Source organism: Mesorhizobium sp. P160219, assembly GCF_057786095.1.
This window is the reverse complement of sequence record NZ_JBYNWG010000001.1, coordinates 1698682-1717054: the sequence shown is the minus strand read 5'-3', so window position 1 is coordinate 1717054 and position 18373 is coordinate 1698682. Positions and strand designations below refer to the sequence as shown.

The 18373-nt window shown below is 57.1% G+C and carries 20 protein-coding genes and 2 pseudogenes; 17 read left to right on the top strand and 5 right to left on the bottom strand.

Annotated elements, in window-relative coordinates; all coding sequences use genetic code 11:
* The first annotated feature begins 54 nt into the window (after positions 1-54).
* Together AC3EMP_RS08395 and AC3EMP_RS08390 are read left to right on the top strand one after the other, a co-directional pair.
* A complete protein-coding gene (locus AC3EMP_RS08395) occupies positions 55-1590 on the top strand; it encodes a type I secretion system permease/ATPase (protein ID WP_488362110.1) in 1536 nt (511 codons plus the stop codon).
* Positions 1577-2890 (top strand): HlyD family type I secretion periplasmic adaptor subunit, encoded by a 1314-nt coding sequence (locus tag AC3EMP_RS08390; protein WP_352513607.1) that lies wholly within the window; start codon positions 1577-1579, stop codon positions 2888-2890. The genes AC3EMP_RS08395 and AC3EMP_RS08390 overlap by 14 nt, the downstream gene beginning before the upstream one ends.
* A 277-nt stretch (positions 2891-3167) precedes the next feature.
* Here the strand turns inward: AC3EMP_RS08390 and AC3EMP_RS08385 are convergent, their stop codons facing one another.
* The gene (locus AC3EMP_RS08385) at positions 3168-3395 is read right to left on the bottom strand and encodes a hypothetical protein (protein WP_023672245.1); all 228 of its coding nucleotides are present in this window, start codon (positions 3393-3395) and stop codon (positions 3168-3170) included.
* 531 nt (positions 3396-3926) lie between these two features.
* Here AC3EMP_RS08385 and AC3EMP_RS08380 point away from each other — a divergent pair.
* The 5 genes and pseudogenes from AC3EMP_RS08380 to AC3EMP_RS08360 form a co-directional block, all read left to right on the top strand.
* Positions 3927-4154, top strand: a pseudogene (locus AC3EMP_RS08380) (helix-turn-helix domain-containing protein); the annotation flags it as partial.
* Between the two features lie 75 nt (positions 4155-4229).
* Complete coding sequence (locus AC3EMP_RS08375) at positions 4230-4466, top strand: hypothetical protein (protein WP_023672248.1); 237 nt, start codon at positions 4230-4232, stop codon at positions 4464-4466.
* Positions 4467-4889: 423 nt separating this feature from the next.
* The gene (locus AC3EMP_RS08370) at positions 4890-5204 is read left to right on the top strand and encodes a hypothetical protein (RefSeq protein WP_155924075.1); all 315 of its coding nucleotides are present in this window, start codon (positions 4890-4892) and stop codon (positions 5202-5204) included.
* Positions 5205-5457: 253 nt separating this feature from the next.
* The gene (locus tag AC3EMP_RS08365; protein WP_352710431.1) at positions 5458-6060 is read left to right on the top strand and encodes a hypothetical protein; all 603 of its coding nucleotides are present in this window, start codon (positions 5458-5460) and stop codon (positions 6058-6060) included.
* Entirely contained in the window at positions 6057-6455 is a 399-nt protein-coding gene (locus tag AC3EMP_RS08360; protein ID WP_488362111.1) for a PIN-like domain-containing protein, read from the top strand. The genes AC3EMP_RS08365 and AC3EMP_RS08360 overlap by 4 nt, the downstream gene beginning before the upstream one ends.
* A gap of 14 nt (positions 6456-6469) precedes the next feature.
* Here AC3EMP_RS08360 and AC3EMP_RS08355 read toward each other — a convergent pair whose 3' ends face one another.
* On the bottom strand, positions 6470-6838 hold the full coding sequence (locus AC3EMP_RS08355; RefSeq protein WP_023750018.1) for a sunset domain-containing protein: 369 nt from the start codon (positions 6836-6838) through the stop codon (positions 6470-6472).
* A gap of 778 nt (positions 6839-7616) precedes the next feature.
* Between AC3EMP_RS08355 and hxsD the strand changes: the two genes are divergently transcribed.
* The 4 genes from hxsD (at position 7617) to AC3EMP_RS08335 (ending at position 11234) form a co-directional block, all read left to right on the top strand.
* The gene (gene hxsD / locus AC3EMP_RS08350; RefSeq protein ID WP_023672253.1) at positions 7617-7949 is read left to right on the top strand and encodes a His-Xaa-Ser system protein HxsD; all 333 of its coding nucleotides are present in this window, start codon (positions 7617-7619) and stop codon (positions 7947-7949) included.
* A 31-nt stretch (positions 7950-7980) separates the two neighbouring features.
* Positions 7981-9399, top strand: coding sequence for a His-Xaa-Ser system radical SAM maturase HxsB (gene hxsB / locus AC3EMP_RS08345; RefSeq protein WP_352710429.1), 1419 nt, complete (start codon positions 7981-7983; stop codon positions 9397-9399).
* Position 9400: 1 nt separating this feature from the next.
* A complete protein-coding gene (hxsC, locus tag AC3EMP_RS08340; RefSeq protein WP_050596049.1) occupies positions 9401-10567 on the top strand; it encodes a His-Xaa-Ser system radical SAM maturase HxsC in 1167 nt (388 codons plus the stop codon).
* Between the two features lie 112 nt (positions 10568-10679).
* Positions 10680-11234 carry a PH domain-containing protein gene (locus AC3EMP_RS08335; RefSeq protein WP_023672256.1) on the top strand — a complete coding sequence of 185 codons (555 nt, stop codon included), beginning with the start codon at positions 10680-10682 and terminating at the stop codon, positions 11232-11234.
* Between the two features lie 2308 nt (positions 11235-13542).
* On the opposite strand, the gene AC3EMP_RS08330 is transcribed toward AC3EMP_RS08335, so the two are convergent.
* Together AC3EMP_RS08330 and AC3EMP_RS08325 are read right to left on the bottom strand one after the other, a co-directional pair.
* On the bottom strand, positions 13543-13734 hold the full coding sequence (locus tag AC3EMP_RS08330) for a hypothetical protein (RefSeq protein ID WP_023672259.1): 192 nt from the start codon (positions 13732-13734) through the stop codon (positions 13543-13545).
* 134 nt (positions 13735-13868) lie between these two features.
* Positions 13869-14078 (bottom strand): hypothetical protein, encoded by a 210-nt coding sequence (locus AC3EMP_RS08325; RefSeq protein ID WP_023672260.1) that lies wholly within the window; start codon positions 14076-14078, stop codon positions 13869-13871.
* 25 nt (positions 14079-14103) lie between these two features.
* Here AC3EMP_RS08325 and AC3EMP_RS08320 point away from each other — a divergent pair, with 25 nt between their 5' ends.
* The 5 genes and pseudogenes from AC3EMP_RS08320 (at position 14104) to AC3EMP_RS08300 (ending at position 16279) form a co-directional block, all read left to right on the top strand.
* Positions 14104-14337, top strand: coding sequence for a hypothetical protein (locus tag AC3EMP_RS08320; protein ID WP_023699541.1), 234 nt, complete (start codon positions 14104-14106; stop codon positions 14335-14337).
* 201 nt (positions 14338-14538) lie between these two features.
* Positions 14539-15126: pseudogene (locus AC3EMP_RS08315) on the top strand (zinc-binding dehydrogenase); the annotation flags it as partial.
* Between the two features lie 207 nt (positions 15127-15333).
* Entirely contained in the window at positions 15334-15564 is a 231-nt protein-coding gene (locus AC3EMP_RS08310; protein ID WP_023669678.1) for a hypothetical protein, read from the top strand.
* A complete protein-coding gene (locus tag AC3EMP_RS08305) occupies positions 15564-15809 on the top strand; it encodes a DUF982 domain-containing protein (RefSeq protein ID WP_352842872.1) in 246 nt (81 codons plus the stop codon). The genes AC3EMP_RS08310 and AC3EMP_RS08305 overlap by 1 nt, the downstream gene beginning before the upstream one ends.
* 185 nt (positions 15810-15994) lie before the next feature.
* On the top strand, positions 15995-16279 hold the full coding sequence (locus AC3EMP_RS08300) for a PilZ domain-containing protein (RefSeq protein WP_352710427.1): 285 nt from the start codon (positions 15995-15997) through the stop codon (positions 16277-16279).
* A 397-nt stretch (positions 16280-16676) separates the two neighbouring features.
* On the opposite strand, the gene AC3EMP_RS08295 is transcribed toward AC3EMP_RS08300, so the two are convergent.
* Positions 16677-17423, bottom strand: coding sequence for a Crp/Fnr family transcriptional regulator (locus AC3EMP_RS08295; RefSeq protein WP_352710425.1), 747 nt, complete (start codon positions 17421-17423; stop codon positions 16677-16679).
* A 481-nt stretch (positions 17424-17904) separates the two neighbouring features.
* On the opposite strand from AC3EMP_RS08295, the gene AC3EMP_RS08290 reads away from it, so the two are divergent.
* Positions 17905-18147: a patatin-like phospholipase domain-containing protein gene (locus tag AC3EMP_RS08290; RefSeq protein WP_023750013.1), complete on the top strand. Its 243-nt coding sequence runs from the start codon at positions 17905-17907 to the stop codon at positions 18145-18147.
* Positions 18148-18373: the final 226 nt, after the last annotated feature.

The window sequence follows — 18373 nt, the reverse complement described above, 5'->3', positions numbered from 1 at the left end:
AAGGATTCAGCTTTGAGACCCTTCCCTCTGACTTCCGCGATTTGGGGCATTGTGTTGATCAGCGGCGTGGTCAACGTGCTTGCGCTGATCTCGCCGCTGTTCATGCTTCAGGTCTATGACCGCGTTCTGGCAAGTGGCAGCGTATCCACGCTGGTGGGGCTCGTCGTGCTTGCTGCGGGGCTTTATGCGTTCCAATGCCTGCTCGACATTTTGCGCGCCCGCGTGCTGCTGCGGATTGGCGAGCGTTTCGATGGACAGTTTTCCGGACGCGTTCACGATGCGATCGTTCGCCTTCCGCTTTCAACGCGCATGCCGGGCGACGGCTTGCAGCCGCTTCGCGATCTCGACAATGTTCGCGGCTTCTTAGGTGGAAACGGTCCGACAGCGTTCTTCGATCTGCCATGGATGCTGTTTTATCTTGGCATTTGCTTCCTCCTTCATTTCTGGATCGGCATGACGGCACTTATCGGGGCGGTCGGTCTCACATCTCTGACACTCCTTGCCAACACTCTCTCGCAAGGGCCGATAAGCGATACCGTTGCCCACAACATGGCACGCAATGGTCTGCTGCAAGCAGCGCGTTGCAATGCCGACTTGCGCCTGCAGGTGCAATGGGCCATTCTTACCGTCGGTGCGTACCTTGTCGTCAGGCAGGAGGCTACGGCCGGGGTCATGATTGTCAGTTCGATCATGATGGGGCGTGCGCTGGCTCCGGTCGATCTGGCCATTTCAAGCTGGAAACCCTTCCTCATGGCGCGCCAGAGTTGGGCGCGGCTGGAGGACCTCTTGGAAAAGGTTCCTGAAACCGCTCCTGTTGTGCCTATGCCTGCACCTGAACGCGAACTGCGCCTCGAAAGCGTGACAATTGTTCCGCCCGGCGAAAGCAAGCCGACCGTGACCGGCATTGCGTTTGCCATTCAGGCGGGAAGTGCACTCGGGGTCATCGGTCCATCGGGCTCGGGCAAGTCGACACTCTGGCGCGCCATCGTCGGCGCATGGACGCCGGTCGCCGGGAAGGTTCGCATCGACAGCGCAAGCCTCGATCAATGGGACCGGGAAGCACTAGGCCGTCATATCGGCTATCTGCCGCAAGGTGTTGAACTGTTCGACGGCACCATTGCCGAAAACATTGCTCGTTTTGAACATGATCCTGACCCTGAGGCTATTGTCGCCGCGGCGAAAGCAGCGGGCACGCACGAACTGATCCTCCGATTTGAGCACGGATACGAAACTCCGATTGGTGAGGTCGGATCGGCACTTTCCGCCGGGCAGCGCCAGCTTATCGGTCTTGCCCGTGCCCTTTATCGAGACCCTTTCCTTGTTGTGCTGGATGAACCCAATATTCATCTCGACGCGGAAGGCGAAGCTGCAGTCGCTAAGGCGATCGCCTCCGTGCGCGAGCGCAAGGGCATTGCGGTTGTTGTCTGCCATCAGCCGAGCGTCATCCGCGCCGTGGATTTGGTGTTGGTGATGGAAGGTGGACGGCAGCGATCATTCGGTGCGCGTTCCAAAGTCCTGAAGGCCATCGAGTCTACACAGGATAACGTGGCAGAGCGCGCTGACATGGAGGATACCGGTGTCCGGCATTGATCAGAACAATGACGTTTCAAGCTCCATTCGCCGCCACCTGGTGGCGGGCTTTCTGGCGAGCGTGATCTTTGTGGGAGGAGCCGGAGCCTGGGCGACCTTCACGAATCTCTCCGGTGCGGTTGTAGCGTCCGGACACTTTGTCGTCGTTTCCTATGTCAAGAAGGTGCAGCACCCGACTGGCGGGGTGGTGGGAGAAATCCTGGTGCGCGAAGGCGACAAGGTAAAAGCCGGCGACATCCTCATGCGGCTCGATGCCACCCAGGCGCGCGCTAATCTCGCCATAGTCACCAAGCGGCTCGATGAGCTGGCCGCCTACCTGGCACGACTCGATGCTGAGCGTGACGATCTCGCGGAAATCCCCTTCCCGGACTGGCTACTCGCCCGAAGAGATGTTCCGGACGTAGCTTCGGCAATAGAGAGCGAGACGTTGCTGTTCGAATTCCGCAGGCAATCCCGCGACGGGAAGCAGGCGCAATTGGCGGAACGCATTACTCAATATCACCACGAGATCGAAGGACTCAAGGCGCAGGAAATTGCCTGTGAAAAAATGATCGAGGTTCTCCAAAAGGAAATTGCTGTTCTAAGTGGGCTGCGCAACCAAGGCATTGTCTCGGACCAACGGTTGAACAGCCTGAAGATCCAGGTTGCCACTTTCGGTGGCGAACGCGGTGAGAAGATCGCAGATCAGGCACAGACGGCAGCCCGCATTGCCGAAACGCGCCTGCAGATCCCGCAGATCGATCAGGATTTCAAGTCGGAAGTGGGCCAGGAGCTCAGAGAGGTTCAGGCGCAGGTGGGGGAGTATGTTGAGCGCAAGGTGGCGGTTGAACAGGAACTGCGGCGGATCGATATCGTCGCGCCGCAGTCAGGCACCATTCAACAACTCGCAATTCATACGGTCGGCGGAGTGATCACGCCCGCCGATCCGATCATGCTAATCGTGCCGGAAGGCGACGATCTTGCGCTTGAAGTACGAATCACCCCGAAGGACATCGACCAAATCCAGCTTGGTCACAAGGCCGTGCTGCGGATGTCAGCCTTCAATCTGAGAACCACGCCGATATTGAACGGATATGTCAGCCGGATCGCAGCCGATCTGGCGACGGATGAAAAAAACGGCATTTCGTACTACCTGGTGCGCCTGTCGGTTCCGCAGGCGGAACTGACGAAGCTCAAGGGCCTGACGCTCGTGCCCGGTATGCCGGCCGAAGCGATGGTCCAGACGGGTGAGCGTACGGCGCTTTCCTATTTCGTGAAGCCGCTGTCGGACCAAATCAGTCGGACATTCCGGGAGGAATGAAATAACCCACAGGAATCTATTGTTGCTATTTCTGTTGGTTGTCCGCATGCTATGTGCGTGGTAAGATCTGAAAGCACAGCCATTTCCTACTTGCCTCTGGGCACCGCTTGTTTCTGTAATATTCAGCTCATGTTGCACCATGTTGCAACTGAGTATCCTTGGTTTCCAACGGTTTTTACTGGTGCGCGGCTGATGGACGCGACATGAAACGCGACATGAAAAACCCGCCACCAGCCGCAGCGGGCTGTTCGTTTCTCTTCTGCGGAATGAAAGTCAGTCAGTGCCGCGTGGCTGACATCGCCTCGAACATATCCCAAGCCGCATCTCGGTTTCGGTGCTTGCCGGGAATGGGGACCCAGCACTGCTTCGCAAAGATCCGAGCTTCTAGATCGTCAGGATGCGTATCGGTCACAAGCGCCGCCCAGTCCCACTTCCGGGCTTCGCGGCGCATCACGTCGACCACAAACCAGCCGGAAGGCGGTCGATCACCTTCGGTCGTTCGCATGGCAGTTTCCTTCTGAACGAAAGATCATTGCCGTTCACTCAGCGGCCTGAAGTCAACGCCGACAGTCTGCAAGACGAGCAGCGCACGCGTGGCTGGCGAGGGCACCGTTTCCCATGTCGGGCTACAACTCTCGGTCATCGTAGCGGGAAATGGTAATGCGCCGCAAGAGTGTTGCAGGGCACGAGGGCTGTTTGGCGGTAGGGGTTGCGCTCGCGAGGGTAGATGTCGCGCATAAGCAGCAGACGTTCGAAGAACAGCCACTCACTGTAGGCTTGCAGCAGTTCCTCCTCGGAGGGCAGAGGCGCCGGTTGCGGCGAGACATGCGCCGCGGCCGCGCCTCTTATGGCCGGAATAGAGGCGATGGCACCGAGCAGGGCGCGGGAAAATCTTCTAAGGGAAGGCAGCGGCCATAGCTTCGCCGGCCTCCAGAAGAGGGGTGTTAGGCATTTGGGTCTGCATTTGCGATAACGTTGCACTAATGGTATAAGGCTGCACGTATCGTACAGTCACTTTAATGTAAGGTTTGACTAAATGACACTTTCGCCATCTCAATGCCGGGCAGCCCGGGCGCTTGTTGGATGGTCGCAGGATCAGCTGGCAGCGGCCTCCCAGGTGGCCAAGACGACCATTGCCAATTTCGAAGCTGGCAAGCGGACGCCATACGACCGCACGTTGGTCGACCTGCAGGCCGCTCTGGAGGCTGCCGGGGTTGAGCTCATTCCGCAGAATGGAGGAGGCGCCGGCGTGAGGCTCGCAAAGCCGTAGCCGGGCCGGCGCTTGCGTTCGCGCTCAACCGGCGCGAAGCTGCCTTTTGAGGAACGGGAGGGCATACGCATGGCAATCAGATATCGGGCGACGACAACGATCCGGCTCAACACGGATGGCAAATGGGGTGCTTGGATGTTGATCGTGTCTCCGCTGGTGCAGGCGATTAGCTGGTACTACTATTTTGCGAAGCCGGACTATGGATGGCTCGGCCTTATTGCCCTCACCAGCGTGACAGTGCCCTGCGGCTTCGTGCTGCTACTGATCGGCCGCGACTATGACAGTATCGTCGACGAGACGAACTGACGCCTCGCCGATGGAGCGGCGCGATGCCCAAGGACAATACGTCTGGCATGCAGCGGGGGGAGGAAGACCTAGGCTGGCGCGTCCCGATGGGCTTTGCCGCGTCGCTCTGGCTGCATTCCTGCTTGGAAGGCATTGGCCCGACTACTCGACGATCTGCCGAGATGGCCAAGGCGGCGCCATTTGCGCCCGAGAATGGATCGGTGCGGCAAGCGGATGGATGGCAGCGAGTGCGGCCGCCGTTGCGATCAGGCCGCTGCTAGGTCAGTTGCGGGGGCAGCGCAGACAGACGGAATTCGCACCGGGCTACGCGCCGGCAACGCTCAGTGCGACCCATGTGAAAAACGGCCTCGAGGACGCCGTCATTCACATCGTGAACTGGAAGTCCCAGCCGACGTCCTTGACGTCCGGATGGATGCTGGCCGGATGGCGGCCGGGATGTCGATCTCCAGAATTAACGTCTCAGGCGAGCAACTGGCACGCCATTCGGGTGAGGAGGCCATCAAAGGCATTGTGCGCATAGACGGATGGGAGGACCGGAATTCGCGACCGCCTTTCGTCGATGTCACGGTCTACATCACTTTTCACGATGGCGCGCCGGCGATCGTCCCTGTTGAATTCGAGGTGGCCCTAGTGGTCTACGCCGAGAAACCCTATCGAACAACGCTAGGCGCATCGATGAATGTCCGGGTCGAGGGCACCTTTCAGATCGACGAAACTTCGATGGTGTTTCAGCCGTAATCCTCGGCGGCAGAATTAACTTGCTCACAGGCTACCGTGTGCACTCCTCTGCGATCCTGATGATGCGACCGATAGATACATTGCCGCCAGCTGGACGGCGGCAGTGACCCCTTGCACGGTCTATGAAAGTGGATAACTCTTCCGGCATGTCGGTACGCCAGAACATTCAAGACGCAGAATTCTTCGGGGTAGGCTCCTACACCGTCGGAGGGGCCGCGCGCCTGATAGGGACGTCTGCGCTCAATATTTCGAGGTGGATGAAGGGCTACACCTCCGCCGCGAAGAAGTTGAGCATCGAATCGCGCCGCTATGGTCATCGCAGTGGCCGATCATCGACAATCATCTCGAGATCGGATTCCATGACCTGATCGAGCTCCGCTTTGTCAAAGCATTCACAGGGGCCGGCGTCGGCCTTTTGGCGGTTAGAAATTGCATCGAGTACGCACGTGAGTGTGTCAATGACGAGCGCCCGTTCTCAACCAGGCGCTTCCAGACTGACGGCAGAACGATCTTCCTCGAAGGAATAGAGCGTTCCGGTGAAACCAAGCTACTCGACCTGAAGAGGCGGCAGTATGTTTTCCGCCAGGTCATAGAGCGGACGTTCAAAGACCTGGATATCGAGGATGACGCGGTGGCGCGCTGGCGGCCCTTCAATGGCAAGCAGTCCATCGTGATCGACCCGCATCGTTCGTTCGGTCAGCCGATCGCCTCCAAATATGGCGTCCCGACCGTGGCGCTTGCGCAAGCTGTAGAAGCCGAAGGATCCGTGGAAAAGGTGGCGCGCCTTTTCGATGTCTCAGCTACCGCTGTTAGAGACGCCATGAAATTCGAAGAGAGCCTTCAGAGTGCCGCGTGAAAGCCCTGGTCGACGAAAACCTGTCGCCCGCTCTCGCCCGTTCGCTAAATGCCCTGTTCGCCGGGGAGCATGAGATCGTCCATATCAGAGAGAAGTTCGGCCCCGGCGTGAAAGATGTGGCCTGGATCGGCCAGCTGAGCACGGAGGGGGCGTTGGATCGTCATCTCTGGCGATCGACGCATTACCCGGAACAAGGTCGAATATGCTGCATTTCGAAGCTCTCGGCTAGTCGGGTTTTTTCTTTCGAAGGCCTCTACAAGGCTCCGGTCGTCAAGCAAATGGAGCGGCTACTCGCCCTTTGGTGCACGATCGAAAAGCAATCGGAAATTGTCGCGGGCGGCGCGATGTTCGAACTTCCAATAAAGAGCACGCGCATCGAGCAACTGAAGGTGTAGTCTAAAGGCAATGGCTACACTTTCGCTTTCCGCCAGCCCGCCCACCACGCTTCCCATTGTGAGCAGAACCAGCGCTCTCCTCGAGCTGGGTTGACGCGCGTAGCAGAGTAATATTCCTGCCCCGGCATATGGTAGATATGCTCGCCGCGCTCGTTAATGTTGCCCTTGATATCGCAGCCCGCCTCGCGGACAGCCGCGTTGCTGGCCGACGAATCGCCGCCATGGTGAACGCGCGGCAGCTCGTGCCGATCGTCGCCGACTGCAAGATAGCCCGCGGAAGTCGCCCCGAGCATCACCAGAACGGCGGCGAGACGATAGCGGAAAAGCGAGCGCCACCAAGGCCGTCGCCTCTGCAACCTCCTGGCATGAACAGAATTGCCCATGATCCCTTCCCCGAGGCGAGAATGCATCGTCTGAAGCCGGGAGTCCAGTATCAGGCCGCAGCGCTGTAGCCCGCTTCCTTGATGCGGCGCCCGCGACGCTACAGGCGCGAGACATGGTCGGCACGACCGCTTCCCTCCTGATGGTGGCGCTTGGCGCCTGGCCCTATCGCTCCCGTGAGAGTAGGCCAGGAGGTCAGGCAGCGTGGCATGTAGGACTATGGTCCGCGTTGCGGCGAACCCCATCAAGCGGAGATCGCCAATGGCCCAGAACCAAACCTTCCGAACAGCTGTCTCGGGCTGAAATCCGAGCGCCTTCTGGCGGCAGCCGAAGCGGCTGCAAAAGAGCATCGTCGGGCCGCTTCTGCGATCGATTGCGCTCAGAAGACGGACCCCGTCAACTCCACAATACAAGTATTTGACCCGGAACATTAGTGGTCCCTTAAGCACTTCTCCACAATCGGTACTTGTCCGGCTTGGCGCGTTTTGCTAATGAGTCCGTACAAACGGGGGTTTGGATAATGTCGAAACGCAATTTCCTGTCACCAATGGCCTTGTCGGCCACGATGATTCTCGGCGGCCAAGTTCAGGCTGCAGTCCTTGTCGAATCGGCAAATCAGCCTTCGACCAAGCTCGCTGAAGCTGGCACTGTCCCGGCGGACCTCGGCTACGGTGAGGTGCTAGATCGCTCAAATGGTACGGACGTTATCATGGCGTACCACACCAGCCATTCGAGCCATGCTAGTCACGGGTCTCACTGCTCTGGCTACAGCTATTGTTGATGGCGGACACCCCTCGCGAGAGCGAGCTCGTCCAGACTGCCCAAGTCAAGTTTGATCTGTCAGTCTTCAGCCTCGACTGTGTAAAGCGCGCAGCGTATCGGGTAACCGGCAACGCTGCGGTTGAGATCACGATCGAGGGCGGCTTCGCAGTATGCACGATCAACTTCAGCAAGGCGGCCGCGCGAACTTCGGCCGACGCAGCGGTAGAAAGACTGCGGCTAGAGGTCTTGGATCAGGACCTGCGTAGCAGCATCGCCGCCGAAACCGCCACTGTTAGAAACGCGATACTGGCGCTTGCGTTTTCCAGATCGGGCCTGCAGTCCGATGACTAAGTTTGCTCCGGCAACTGAGTTCCAACGACCGTTGGACGACACTTATCAGCTCGCGTACTTTCGTTTTTCCCAGTTGGACGACGAGCGGTATGTGCTGACCAACCAAGCGGGCGAATATCTGGTATTGCCGCGCGCCGTGCTGGCCTCGTTTATCAGGCACGAGCTTCCCAGCACACACCCCGCCTACTCCCGCCTGCGCAGCAGGCAGTTCCTCTTTGATGCATCCTCCAATATCGGCAAGGAGCTGCTGGCGCTGAAGGTTCGGACCAAGGCAAGAAGGCTTGAGAACTTCACCTCGCTTCACATCATGGTCGTGTCTTTGCGGTGCGAGCACTCCTGCCCCTACTGTCAGGTATCTCGCCAAAGCGAAGATCGTTCAGCCTTCGATATGTCAGAGGAGACTGCCGAGAAGGCGTTGGCGCTCATTTTCCAGTCTCCAAGTCCGGCTATCAAGATCGAGTTCCAAGGCGGCGAGCCGCTCCTGAATTTCCCGTTGATCCAACACGTCGTGCATCGGGCTGAAGCGATCAACAAGGTCGCCGGGCGGTCGCTGCAATTCGTCATCACGACGAATCTCGCCGTCATCACCGACGAAATCTTGGAATTCTGTCGCGTGCACAGGATTCTAATTTCAACGTCGCTCGACGGACCGGCCACTCTTCACAATGCCAATCGACCGCGCCCGGGAAAGAACAGCTACGAATTGGCTGTGGCAGGTATCCACAAGGCCAGACTGGCTCTCGGCCATGAACGCGTCAGCGCACTTATGACAACGACCAAAGCCAGTCTTCCACTGGCGCGCGAGATCATTGACGAATATGTCCGGCTAGATTTCCCCGGAATATTTCTTCGCCCGCTTTCCCCTTACGGCTTCGCGGTCAAGACGAAATTGTACGCAGCCTATGACGTGGACCGCTGGCTCGATTTCTACTTCGACGGGCTGCATTACATCCTGGAACTGAACCGGAATGGTATTCCCTTCAAGGAGTTTTACGCAGCCACTATCCTCACAAAGATGCTCACGCCTTTCGAGCCAGGATATGTGGATCTTATGAGCCCGGCAGGCATCGGCATCTCCGCGGTCGTCTACAACTACGACGCCAGCGTCTACGCGTCCGACGAAGCGCGAATGTTGGCCGAAATGGGCGACAAGACATTTCTACTCGGGAATGTCCACGAAAACACCTACGGCGAGATTTTTGGGTCTGACGCTCTCCTCGATCCTATCGAGCAATCTTTTGCCGGGTCAGTACCGATGTGCGCCGACTGCGCTTACGAGCCGTTCTGTGGCTCTGACCCAGTATTCCATACCGCAACGCAGGGCGACTTTGTTGGTCTCAAAACGCGCTCGGGATTCTGCAATCGCAACATGTCGATCTTCAAAAGGCTGATCGACCTTATGGAGAGAGACGTTACCGCTCGAGAACTCTTTCTAAGTTGGGCGAATTAGGATGTTGCGACTGAGTGGCTTCGCTGCGTCAGCAAGCGTCGGTGATTTCTCACGGCGAGTGGCACTTAGGCTCGTGGCGGGCCAAGCTGAACAAGCGCCTAACCCGGAGCATGATGCGTATCTTTTCACGGGCGAGAATGCCCATCCTGAATGCCAGTGGGTTGTTACCTTTGAAGAGCATCAGGCGGAAGCAGCGCGACTGTTTTCGAGCCAACGACTGATCGTTTTGCCCCACGAGTTCGACTACCTTAGCGAAGGAGACGTCATCCGCTTTGTGCCGGATCGGAAGGCAGTGCGTGTCCTGTTCAGAAAGGATGCCAACGCGAACTATTTCCTCGTAACGGAGCGGTGCAACCACCTGTGTTTGATGTGCTCCCAGCCACCCAAAGACGTTGATGATCGCTGGTTGGCGAGGGAGATTTTGGATGTGCTGCCCCTGCTGCCCGTAACGACCCCGTTTCTCGGGATCACTGGCGGTGAGCCAACGCTGGTGGGTGAGGACTTTTTTGACATTTTGTCATCAGCTCGTGACCACCTTCCGTCTACGCCGGTTCATATTCTTTCCAATGGCCGGACGTTCAAGGATCGGCAATTCGCAGAGCGCTATCAAGGGATTGGACATCCTCGTCTTTCGGTCGGCATACCGATCTATTCCGCCGACCCGGAAGTTCACGACTACGTGGTTCAGTCCAAAGGCGCCTTCGATGAGACCATCCGCGGGATCATGAACCTGAAGGCCGTCGGGGGTGAGGTTGAGATACGAGTTGTCGTTCACAAGCAGACCTATGAAGGTCTCGTCGACCTGTCAGATTTCGTTTTTAGAAACCTCACCTTCGTAGACCACGTGACGTTTATGGGACTGGAGATCACTGGCTTCACAAGGGCAAATATGGATAAGCTCTGGATGGACCCGTACGACTATCGAAGTGAGTTGCGGGCGGCTGTGCAATATCTGGCTGCGGCTAGGATCAATGTTTCAGTCTACAATCACCAGCTCTGTCTTCTCGACTCGTCTATCCACAAGTATGCAAAGCGGTCGATTAGTGACTGGAAAAATGCGTACTTGAACGAGTGCACAAGCTGCTCCAAGCGCGCCGAATGTGGTGGCTTCTTTTCATCTAGCCACCTTGCACGAAGCTCCCATATCTCGGCGTTTCAAACAAAATAGAACATCAGATTGGTTGAAAATTACGAAAGCCGTTCGCACGGTGGGATAACCTAGCCTAAATCTTAGAAATACAATCTGTGCGCTGCTGACTCGGATAGCGATTGGAGAGAATATGACCTTCGATTTTAAAAATGCGTCCAAGGCGGAGCTTCGAATTGAGTATAAACGTATCGCCGATGAAATCGGCGACGATCAATTTTTTACAAAGAAAGAGCTAAATCACCTTCCGGAGATTCTTTCAGACGGTGAGCAGGTATTGGCATTCACTTCTGGGCTCATGGACGGCGACACGTGGCTCATCACCCTGACAGACCGACGTATCATCTTTCTCGACAAAGGAATGATCTACGGCCTGAAGCAGGCCAGCATAGGCCTTGACAAGGTAAATGCTGTTAGCGGCAAAACGGGGCTCATCTTTGGTTCGATCACCATCGAAGACGGAGCTTCGCAGCGGCACATCAGCAACGTTTGGAAGAAGACTGTTGTCAAATTCGTCAATAAGGTTAGGGATGCACTGGAGCAGAGAAGGCAGCCAGCTCCAGTCTACAATCAACCGCAGGGTACCGACGTGGTGTCAATGCTTGAGCGTCTCGGCGCTTTGAAGGCGAACGGAATCATCACAGATCAAGAATTCGAACAGCAAAAAAGAAAAATACTGGCGGGATAATGGAATTTATAGGGGTCGTCGTCGGGATTATACTCTTCATCTCCGTTTATTTTTGCGTCGGTATTACCCTGCGCTTCATTTGGGAGTGGTGGATACTCGTTATGTCGACCCCGTCGCTTTTTGCGGCAGCTCTGCTGTACGGGTGGATTGGTGCACTTGTATCCATAAGCCTTTGGGCCTGGACGCTTACCTTGAATAACTCGTGGCACTCGAGTGCGGTATATTTCAGAGGCGCAGATTGGCTTGATAGGCGGTTTAATTTCAAGGATACCTAGCCGCTGCGGTTCCTCGCGCCCAGAGCCGTTATGACTGTTGATGGGGCTTTAGTGTTTTTATCGAGGAAATTCAATGAAAGTAAGCGTCATCGGATTGACGGCAGCATTTCTACTCGGCTGCACCGCTTCCGCATACGCTGATTGCTTGGGTGAAAGCGACTACAGGGTCTGCACAGATTCCTATTCCGGTAAAAATGGGGATCAACATGTGAGATCGTACGATACCGAAGGGAATAACTATTCGATTGACACCGAAACTCTTCGCTTTCCGAACGGAGGCCAAGAGGTCACCAGTAGCGATAGCGAAGGAAACTCCTACTCCATTCGCTCCTGGAGAGACAGCACCGGAACTCATTCCGTGGACACTGAAGGCAACGAATGCACCATCACGCCATCAGGTACTATGATGGGATGCGGGGAATAGGTGCGATGCGATGAAGAAGTTCGGCGTCTTTGGCTGCACTGGTTGCGTAGCCGCCATCATCATAGGGTGGCTGCTCGGTGTGCGCATATTGGTAGTTCAACCGATCGGAGCCATTCCTGAGGGTGTAACTGCCATAGTATATGGGGTTCCGGATCTGCATCTCGTTGACAGTCCGGATGCCATCTGCCAACGAACCCAAGGGGGCGTCAGTCTCCTATGTAGAGGAATGACAGCTGCGGCAATTGCCAACCACGGCAAGATCCTTGCTCGGCTACCCTACAGCGAGATGCTTTTTCGTCTTAGCGGCGCTCCCGTTCTTGACCGGTAAGCCGGACGGCTTTCGATTTGCGCATATGTTGTTGTTGCACATCAGGGTATACTTGGAAGTGACACCAAAGCGTCGGGTTCAGCAGGGTTGCGCTGGGCAGCCCGGTCAGCGTCCGACACTTGCGGACGCTCCGTTATAAGACATTCCCTCTTCCTCTCGGGGGCGCGCGCGCCACTGTTCGACCCGCTCGTCGACCCATCCTACGGATGGAGCCCAGGACTTCGACTTGCTGGCCGTTTATGGACCGGCCGCTGGGTTGCTTTTCGGCATCGGCACACCAAGAAGCTTTGGACGCCTACGAGGTAGTGGCAGCTCGAAGCGCCTAGCTCGCCTAATCACTTCGGATAAGATCGTCGTAAAGCGAGAGATATACGAAGCTCCGCCAAACGGGGGGTGCGGCTCGCAGCAGCAACAAATTCGCGTCAGGCTTCACGGAAGCTCTTGAAAAGATATGCCGAGCGCAAAGACCATACCCAGCCGTGGGACATGGCCGGTGCAGTTGGGGGTGCTTGTGGGGCTTAACCGCACCGGCCACTGCGGGAAGATATGAGACCCCCACTCCTCTGCCTAAGTATAGGCATATTAGCAAGCGAGCAAATTATCTCGCAATGCCACCTTGAAGGCTCAACCGCGAAGCCAACTTAATTCCGAGAGAGCGGACGGAACTGGTGAGCGCTTTGTCGAACCCCGGAAGCAGTGAGCATCTTTGGGCATTGGACCTTGCCGACCTGCGCAAGGAGTTTGGAAAGTTTCGTCAAGAGCGCGGGACAACGCCCCTTGAGTGGGACGAGCACACCGAAGCTGTTCCTTGAAGAACGACGGGAACGCCGCCGGGAACCGGATTTGTCCGAGCCGTTGGGGAATGGCTAGGCTAGCGTCGCGATCATCATTCACCTTCCGGCGTGGGGGTCTTGTTGTCAGCCCTTCGAACGCATGCACACACACCTCCCGGAACTTTTGCCGGGTCGCCGTGTTCGTTGGTGATGACGAAAATTGTTGACCTTGGACCGCCTAAGCCCGGCAAGCCACATGACGCTGACTGGCCGGAGCATTTCCATGCGTGCCCCATCTGCGGCCAGCAGGTAGACCGACACGACTTCCGGCAGGTGATGTGGCACGAGCAGCCCGATCACGAGCCGCTCGATCTCAACCAATAAAAAGCCTGCCGCCCTTCCGGCCGCGCGGGCTGACGACAGAGACGTCACACCGCAAGCCTCACCAGCAATGGAACAATGGGCCATCACCGTCGCGGCCCTGAGGGTACCCAGCCGCAGGAGGGTCCTAAAGCCGCACAACCTTGTCGAGATGCAGGCGTATCCGCTGGCCTTCTGCGAAGGCCAGTGCGAACGATTCCAGGGCGAATGAGCGTGTAATTTCCTGGTCAGTTTCAATGATGCGGACGACCCATTCGCCACTGGCTCCGACCACTTCCACGCAAGGCGCGGCCTTGCAGATTGGCACCACGTTGCCCATCACGTCCTCCCTACGAAAAGCAATGGCGAGTCGACTTAAAACCGTCGTAGCCGGTAGATCAATAACAATTGCTTGTTCGGATCGGACGAACCAACCTGGATGGGCAATACGATCGGGGGCTAATGCCACTTCGGTCAGGCGAACCCTCCGGGGAACCTACCGTGAGATAGCCTCTGCTTCAGGTCGTTGGCATTCAGGATGGCGGCCAGCTCTTCGGCATACTCCATGTCGGGAAGGTCGACAGATGGGTGGCCCGCTACAATAGCCGGGAGCCCGGTGAACACGTCGAATACCGTCCACGTCCCATCCGGTTCCTGCCTTTCGTCGTACCGCAGAGTTGCCATGAGGGGATCATATAGTCACCCTTAGGTGTTGGGAATATTTGGTCCACGGAGGCTCGCGATCCGGAGCGCTGATTTCGCCGCTTTGAAGATTGCCGATCTCGTCGACAGAGATCAGGCCGCTCAATCTGCGATCGAACTTTATGGGATGGAAGCACCGACCGCCGTGGCGCACTGCGCTTTGGAGGCGCATTTCGACGGTCGACCAGATGACTACCGCTTTTGGTGCGATGTCTTTCACCAACTGAGAAAACCAAACTGACGGAACTTTGCCGCAGCATCTTGTTCGGTCGCGCATGGCTAGAATAGCCGACCTTGGACCCGCCTATCCCCGGCAAGCCACACCCAACCGCAGGACTGTGACGATCGATTTCACGCATGCCCGATCTGCGGTCAGCAGATCGACAAACGCGATTGCCGCCAGGTGATGTGGCACGAGCAACCAGATCACGATCCGCTTGAACTGGATCAGCTGCCCGGCGATGTCGACTTTACGGTGGGCGCTAGCCTGCCGATCTCCGGCCTAACCGCATGGCAGGGGCTGTTTCAGCATGGCCGCATCAAGGCCGGGCAGAGCGTTCTCGCGCATGGCGCTGCCGGTGCCGTCGGTTCGATGGTGGCGCAGCTTGCAAGGGAGGCCGGAGCCTATGTGATCGGCACCGGGCGGGCCGCCGACCGCCAGAAAGCGCTCGACTTCGGTGCAAATGAATTCCTCGACCTCGCAAAAGACACCCTTGAAGATGTAGGCAGCGTCGATCTGGTGTTCGATGTCATCGGCGGCGATATCCAGAAGCGATCCGCAACGCTCGTCCGCGCCGGAGGTATCCTTGTCACAGTCGTTGGACCAACGGACATTCGAGCTGCCGATGGCCTGACCGTTGACTTCGTCGTCGAGGCTGATCGCCCTCAGCTCTCTGAGATAGTGCAGCGGATCCGCGATGGACGACTGCGGACGAACATTGGCAAGCTTTCGAGCTTGGATGATGCCATCGGCACCTTCAACTCAACGGACCGACGCGCAGGAAAGACGGTTGTCCGCGTTCGTCCGTGAGAACTTGGGAGAGGAGGCCGGTCCTCTCTCCGTATGGCCGCCTCTGGCAGCTGACACGGTGAGGTGCAAATCAGCGCCTGTCGCGGGATTTAGCCATCGTAGGGCGGTGTTTGCGGGAACCTACTTTGTACGTTTCCGACTCTTGCCTTTTTCGGAAAGTGACCCACAGAATAGCTGATTGAGGTTCTATCTCTCTGGGAGGATGGGATGGACATTCAAGCACCTGTTCGGCCTACGCAGCAAACGGCCAAGGAGCTGGTCCGCGAGGTCCTGTTGGGCTCTCAACCCGGCGACATTATTTCCGTCAAAGCGACCATTGTAGCGGTCCGTGAGCGCGGCGGCGATCTTCTCGAAACTGACTGCCAGTTAGTCGAAATGATCGTCAAATCAGCCTCCGTTTGGGGACTGTTCATCGCCTTTGACGTTCGAGAGGCGTGATGCCCCACCGTTGGTTCAACCCTCCGGTTTATGTGAAGACTGAGCGCCCGGGGCTTCGCCTTGGTGTCAACCGGGTTGATGCCGCCGCCGGAGGAGCTCCTAAAAGTGGTCCAATCGTGGCCCCAAGTGGCGGCTGGCGGCCGAAGCTTGCCTATCTGCGATGGATGGCAAAATGCCGGGTAAATGACTTCCGGCTGCTGTTCGAAGCCGCGGCCGATGAAGAGGAGATGCTGCTGCCGGATTAACAACGCTATACGACGAGCCCATTCGGGTCTGTTCGCGTTGCGAATTCACCGGCGCAACGGGCATTTATGCTGTCCGTCTCCGTCGTCAAACTTTAAAGTGAGACACCAACGAGCGACGACCTAGATGGACAGTTATTCGCCGGTGCGCGTACCATATAGGGCCGCGGGTGACCGATGGAGGTCACATGGTTGATGAAGAGCATCGCCGCGAACGGAGGCAGCGGGTGCTGAAAGGCGCCTCAATCATCAGCGGATTCACAAACTCCGAGATCAGTTGCACCATTCGGAACCAAAACAGTGGCGGAGCTGAGCTCAAAGTCCCGGTGGAATCGCGTGTCCCTGAGCGGTTCGTGGTTTACGTGCCGACCGACGGCGTTGCCTACCAGGCAGTCCTGCGGTGGCGCAGGAACGACCGAATTGGGGTTCAATTTATAGGAACGTTGCCAAAGCCGCGTCTCCACTATGGCTGAGCTTGTGCCCGGGATGCACAGACCGGGGAATTGGACACTCTCCGGCGCTCGGCACGTGTTCCATGGCAGTCGCACTTTAGAGATTTCCCCCCGGCGAAACTTCGCTTCAGGTCGACACGGTCAGAAGGCTTACAAAATCGCGGGAATATTCCTCGTCCAGATATTTAGCCGGAGCGCCCCACGCCTCGGCTGGTTGGCCAGTGAACGCGTCAAACACCGCTCAGGTTTCGTCGAGTCCCTCCTGAGGTCGTATCTTTGAGAAGCCATGCCGTCGCTAGGTAAGTCTGCGGTCCAGTTCTCAAGCGGTGATCGACATTCCTGTTGGAGTGCGGGTTCTACAGGAGATTCGGTTTTGAGGATCGCGAGGGCTCAACGGATCATGAGCGACCCAGCAGGATCAGAAACCGGCACCCGTCTGCGCAGCCCTTTGATGAAGATAGGTAGAGTCAAAATCTGCGGCGCGAACGAGCCCGGCCCAGTCGGTCGCATGAAAACGCGAGCCAACGGTGGATATCAGACCGTCGCGTCTAAGGTCCTGAAGCACTCGGTTCACGTGCACGGTAGAGAGGCCAAGTGCGTCGCCAAGTGCAGCCTGCGTTATGGGGAGATAGGCCACATGATCTTCAATGCGGCCTACCGAGCGAAGGCGAACAATGAGTTCGCAAAGAATGTGAGCCATACGCGAGTAGGCGTCGCGCCTACCGACGTTGGTGACCCACTCTCGATAGATCGCCGCATCGATCACCGTCGAGCGCCAAAACACTCTCGTTATCGAAGAGTGCTGGTCGCAAACGGCGCGAAGTTCGTCGTGCCGCATGAAGCCCACCCTAGCGGGCATGAGAGGGGTGAAAGTGCAATCCATGACCGACAAATGCAAACCATGCAGGTCGGGAATGTCGCCCGGAACAAAAAAGGAGGAGATTTGACGCTTCCCCTCCCCGGTTAGTTTGACCGACCCTATTAAGCCTTCAAGAACGACGAACGAAAGGCTCGGCTTATCGCCCTCGCGCAGAATGTCTTCGTTGGCCTGATATCTCTTCTCCTGAATCGAGATGTTCCCCAAGGTCGCAATGTCTGATTCTGCGAGTTCCGAGATGGCTTGGAGCTTGCGGATCAACATTTTGAAAGAATGATCATGTGCCATCAAGAACCTGTTCGTGTATGCTCCCAACTTTTAGTTGGCGCTAATGTTCCCGCTGCCTAGAGGAGACGAAGGCCAATGGTCAGTGCGTCGATGATGCGCGCAAAGTTCAGCTGTCCTCAATCCTTTTCGCCTGCCGCAACCTGTTCGAAACGGCTGGATCACAACCTGCTTTCCACCGGATTAACGAGTGCTATTGCGCGCCAGGAACCTTAAGAGTTCGCAGCCGTTCAACTGTTGGGGCGCACGAAGCAGGCTTTCAATGTCATCGGGTTCCGTGCTGATCGTGGAGACGTCGAGAACTCTCTCCGGGAGGCCGGGTTCGAGGTAGTCGCCGGCTTAAAGGGCCTTCAAGCGATTGCGACTTTCGATCGTGAGCCGGAGCGAGTTGTGGCTCTCCTGACAGATATCAGACTTGGGGACGGCCCAAGCGGGTGGATGTGGCCCGGCACCTCCGAGGCGCCGATCCTACTATGCCAGTTATATGACAGCGTTGGTCGATGCCATGGCCTGCTACGCAATTGACCGACATCAAATCGACATCCTGTCTCTCGGCTGCGTTGAATTGGAGTTCGCCTTCACCAAGGGCCAAATCGCCAAGGGCGGTATCAGGCACTGGCGCGAGATCATTTCTGCCGCCATGCGCCTGCAAAGCCAGAATGCACTGGGCCAAGCTGGGCTGCTGGTAGGACGAGACCGTCTACTACGCATCGACGGAGCACCATGAAGTCTAATCCGATCGACCTCGACGACTACACCGGTCCGCCGCAGAGTTACCTGTTATTGCTGCCTCACTGGTCAAGCAACATGAGGAACGGCTGGCCGCGCTTTTCGCTGCGCCGCGTCCACCCTACAAAGCGGTGTATGGGCCAAGGTCTCAGGACCCGTAAATAGCCACCTGTTCTTCGCACGATGTCGGCTTTCAGAAACCGCCTAAAGCGATCCCGATATTG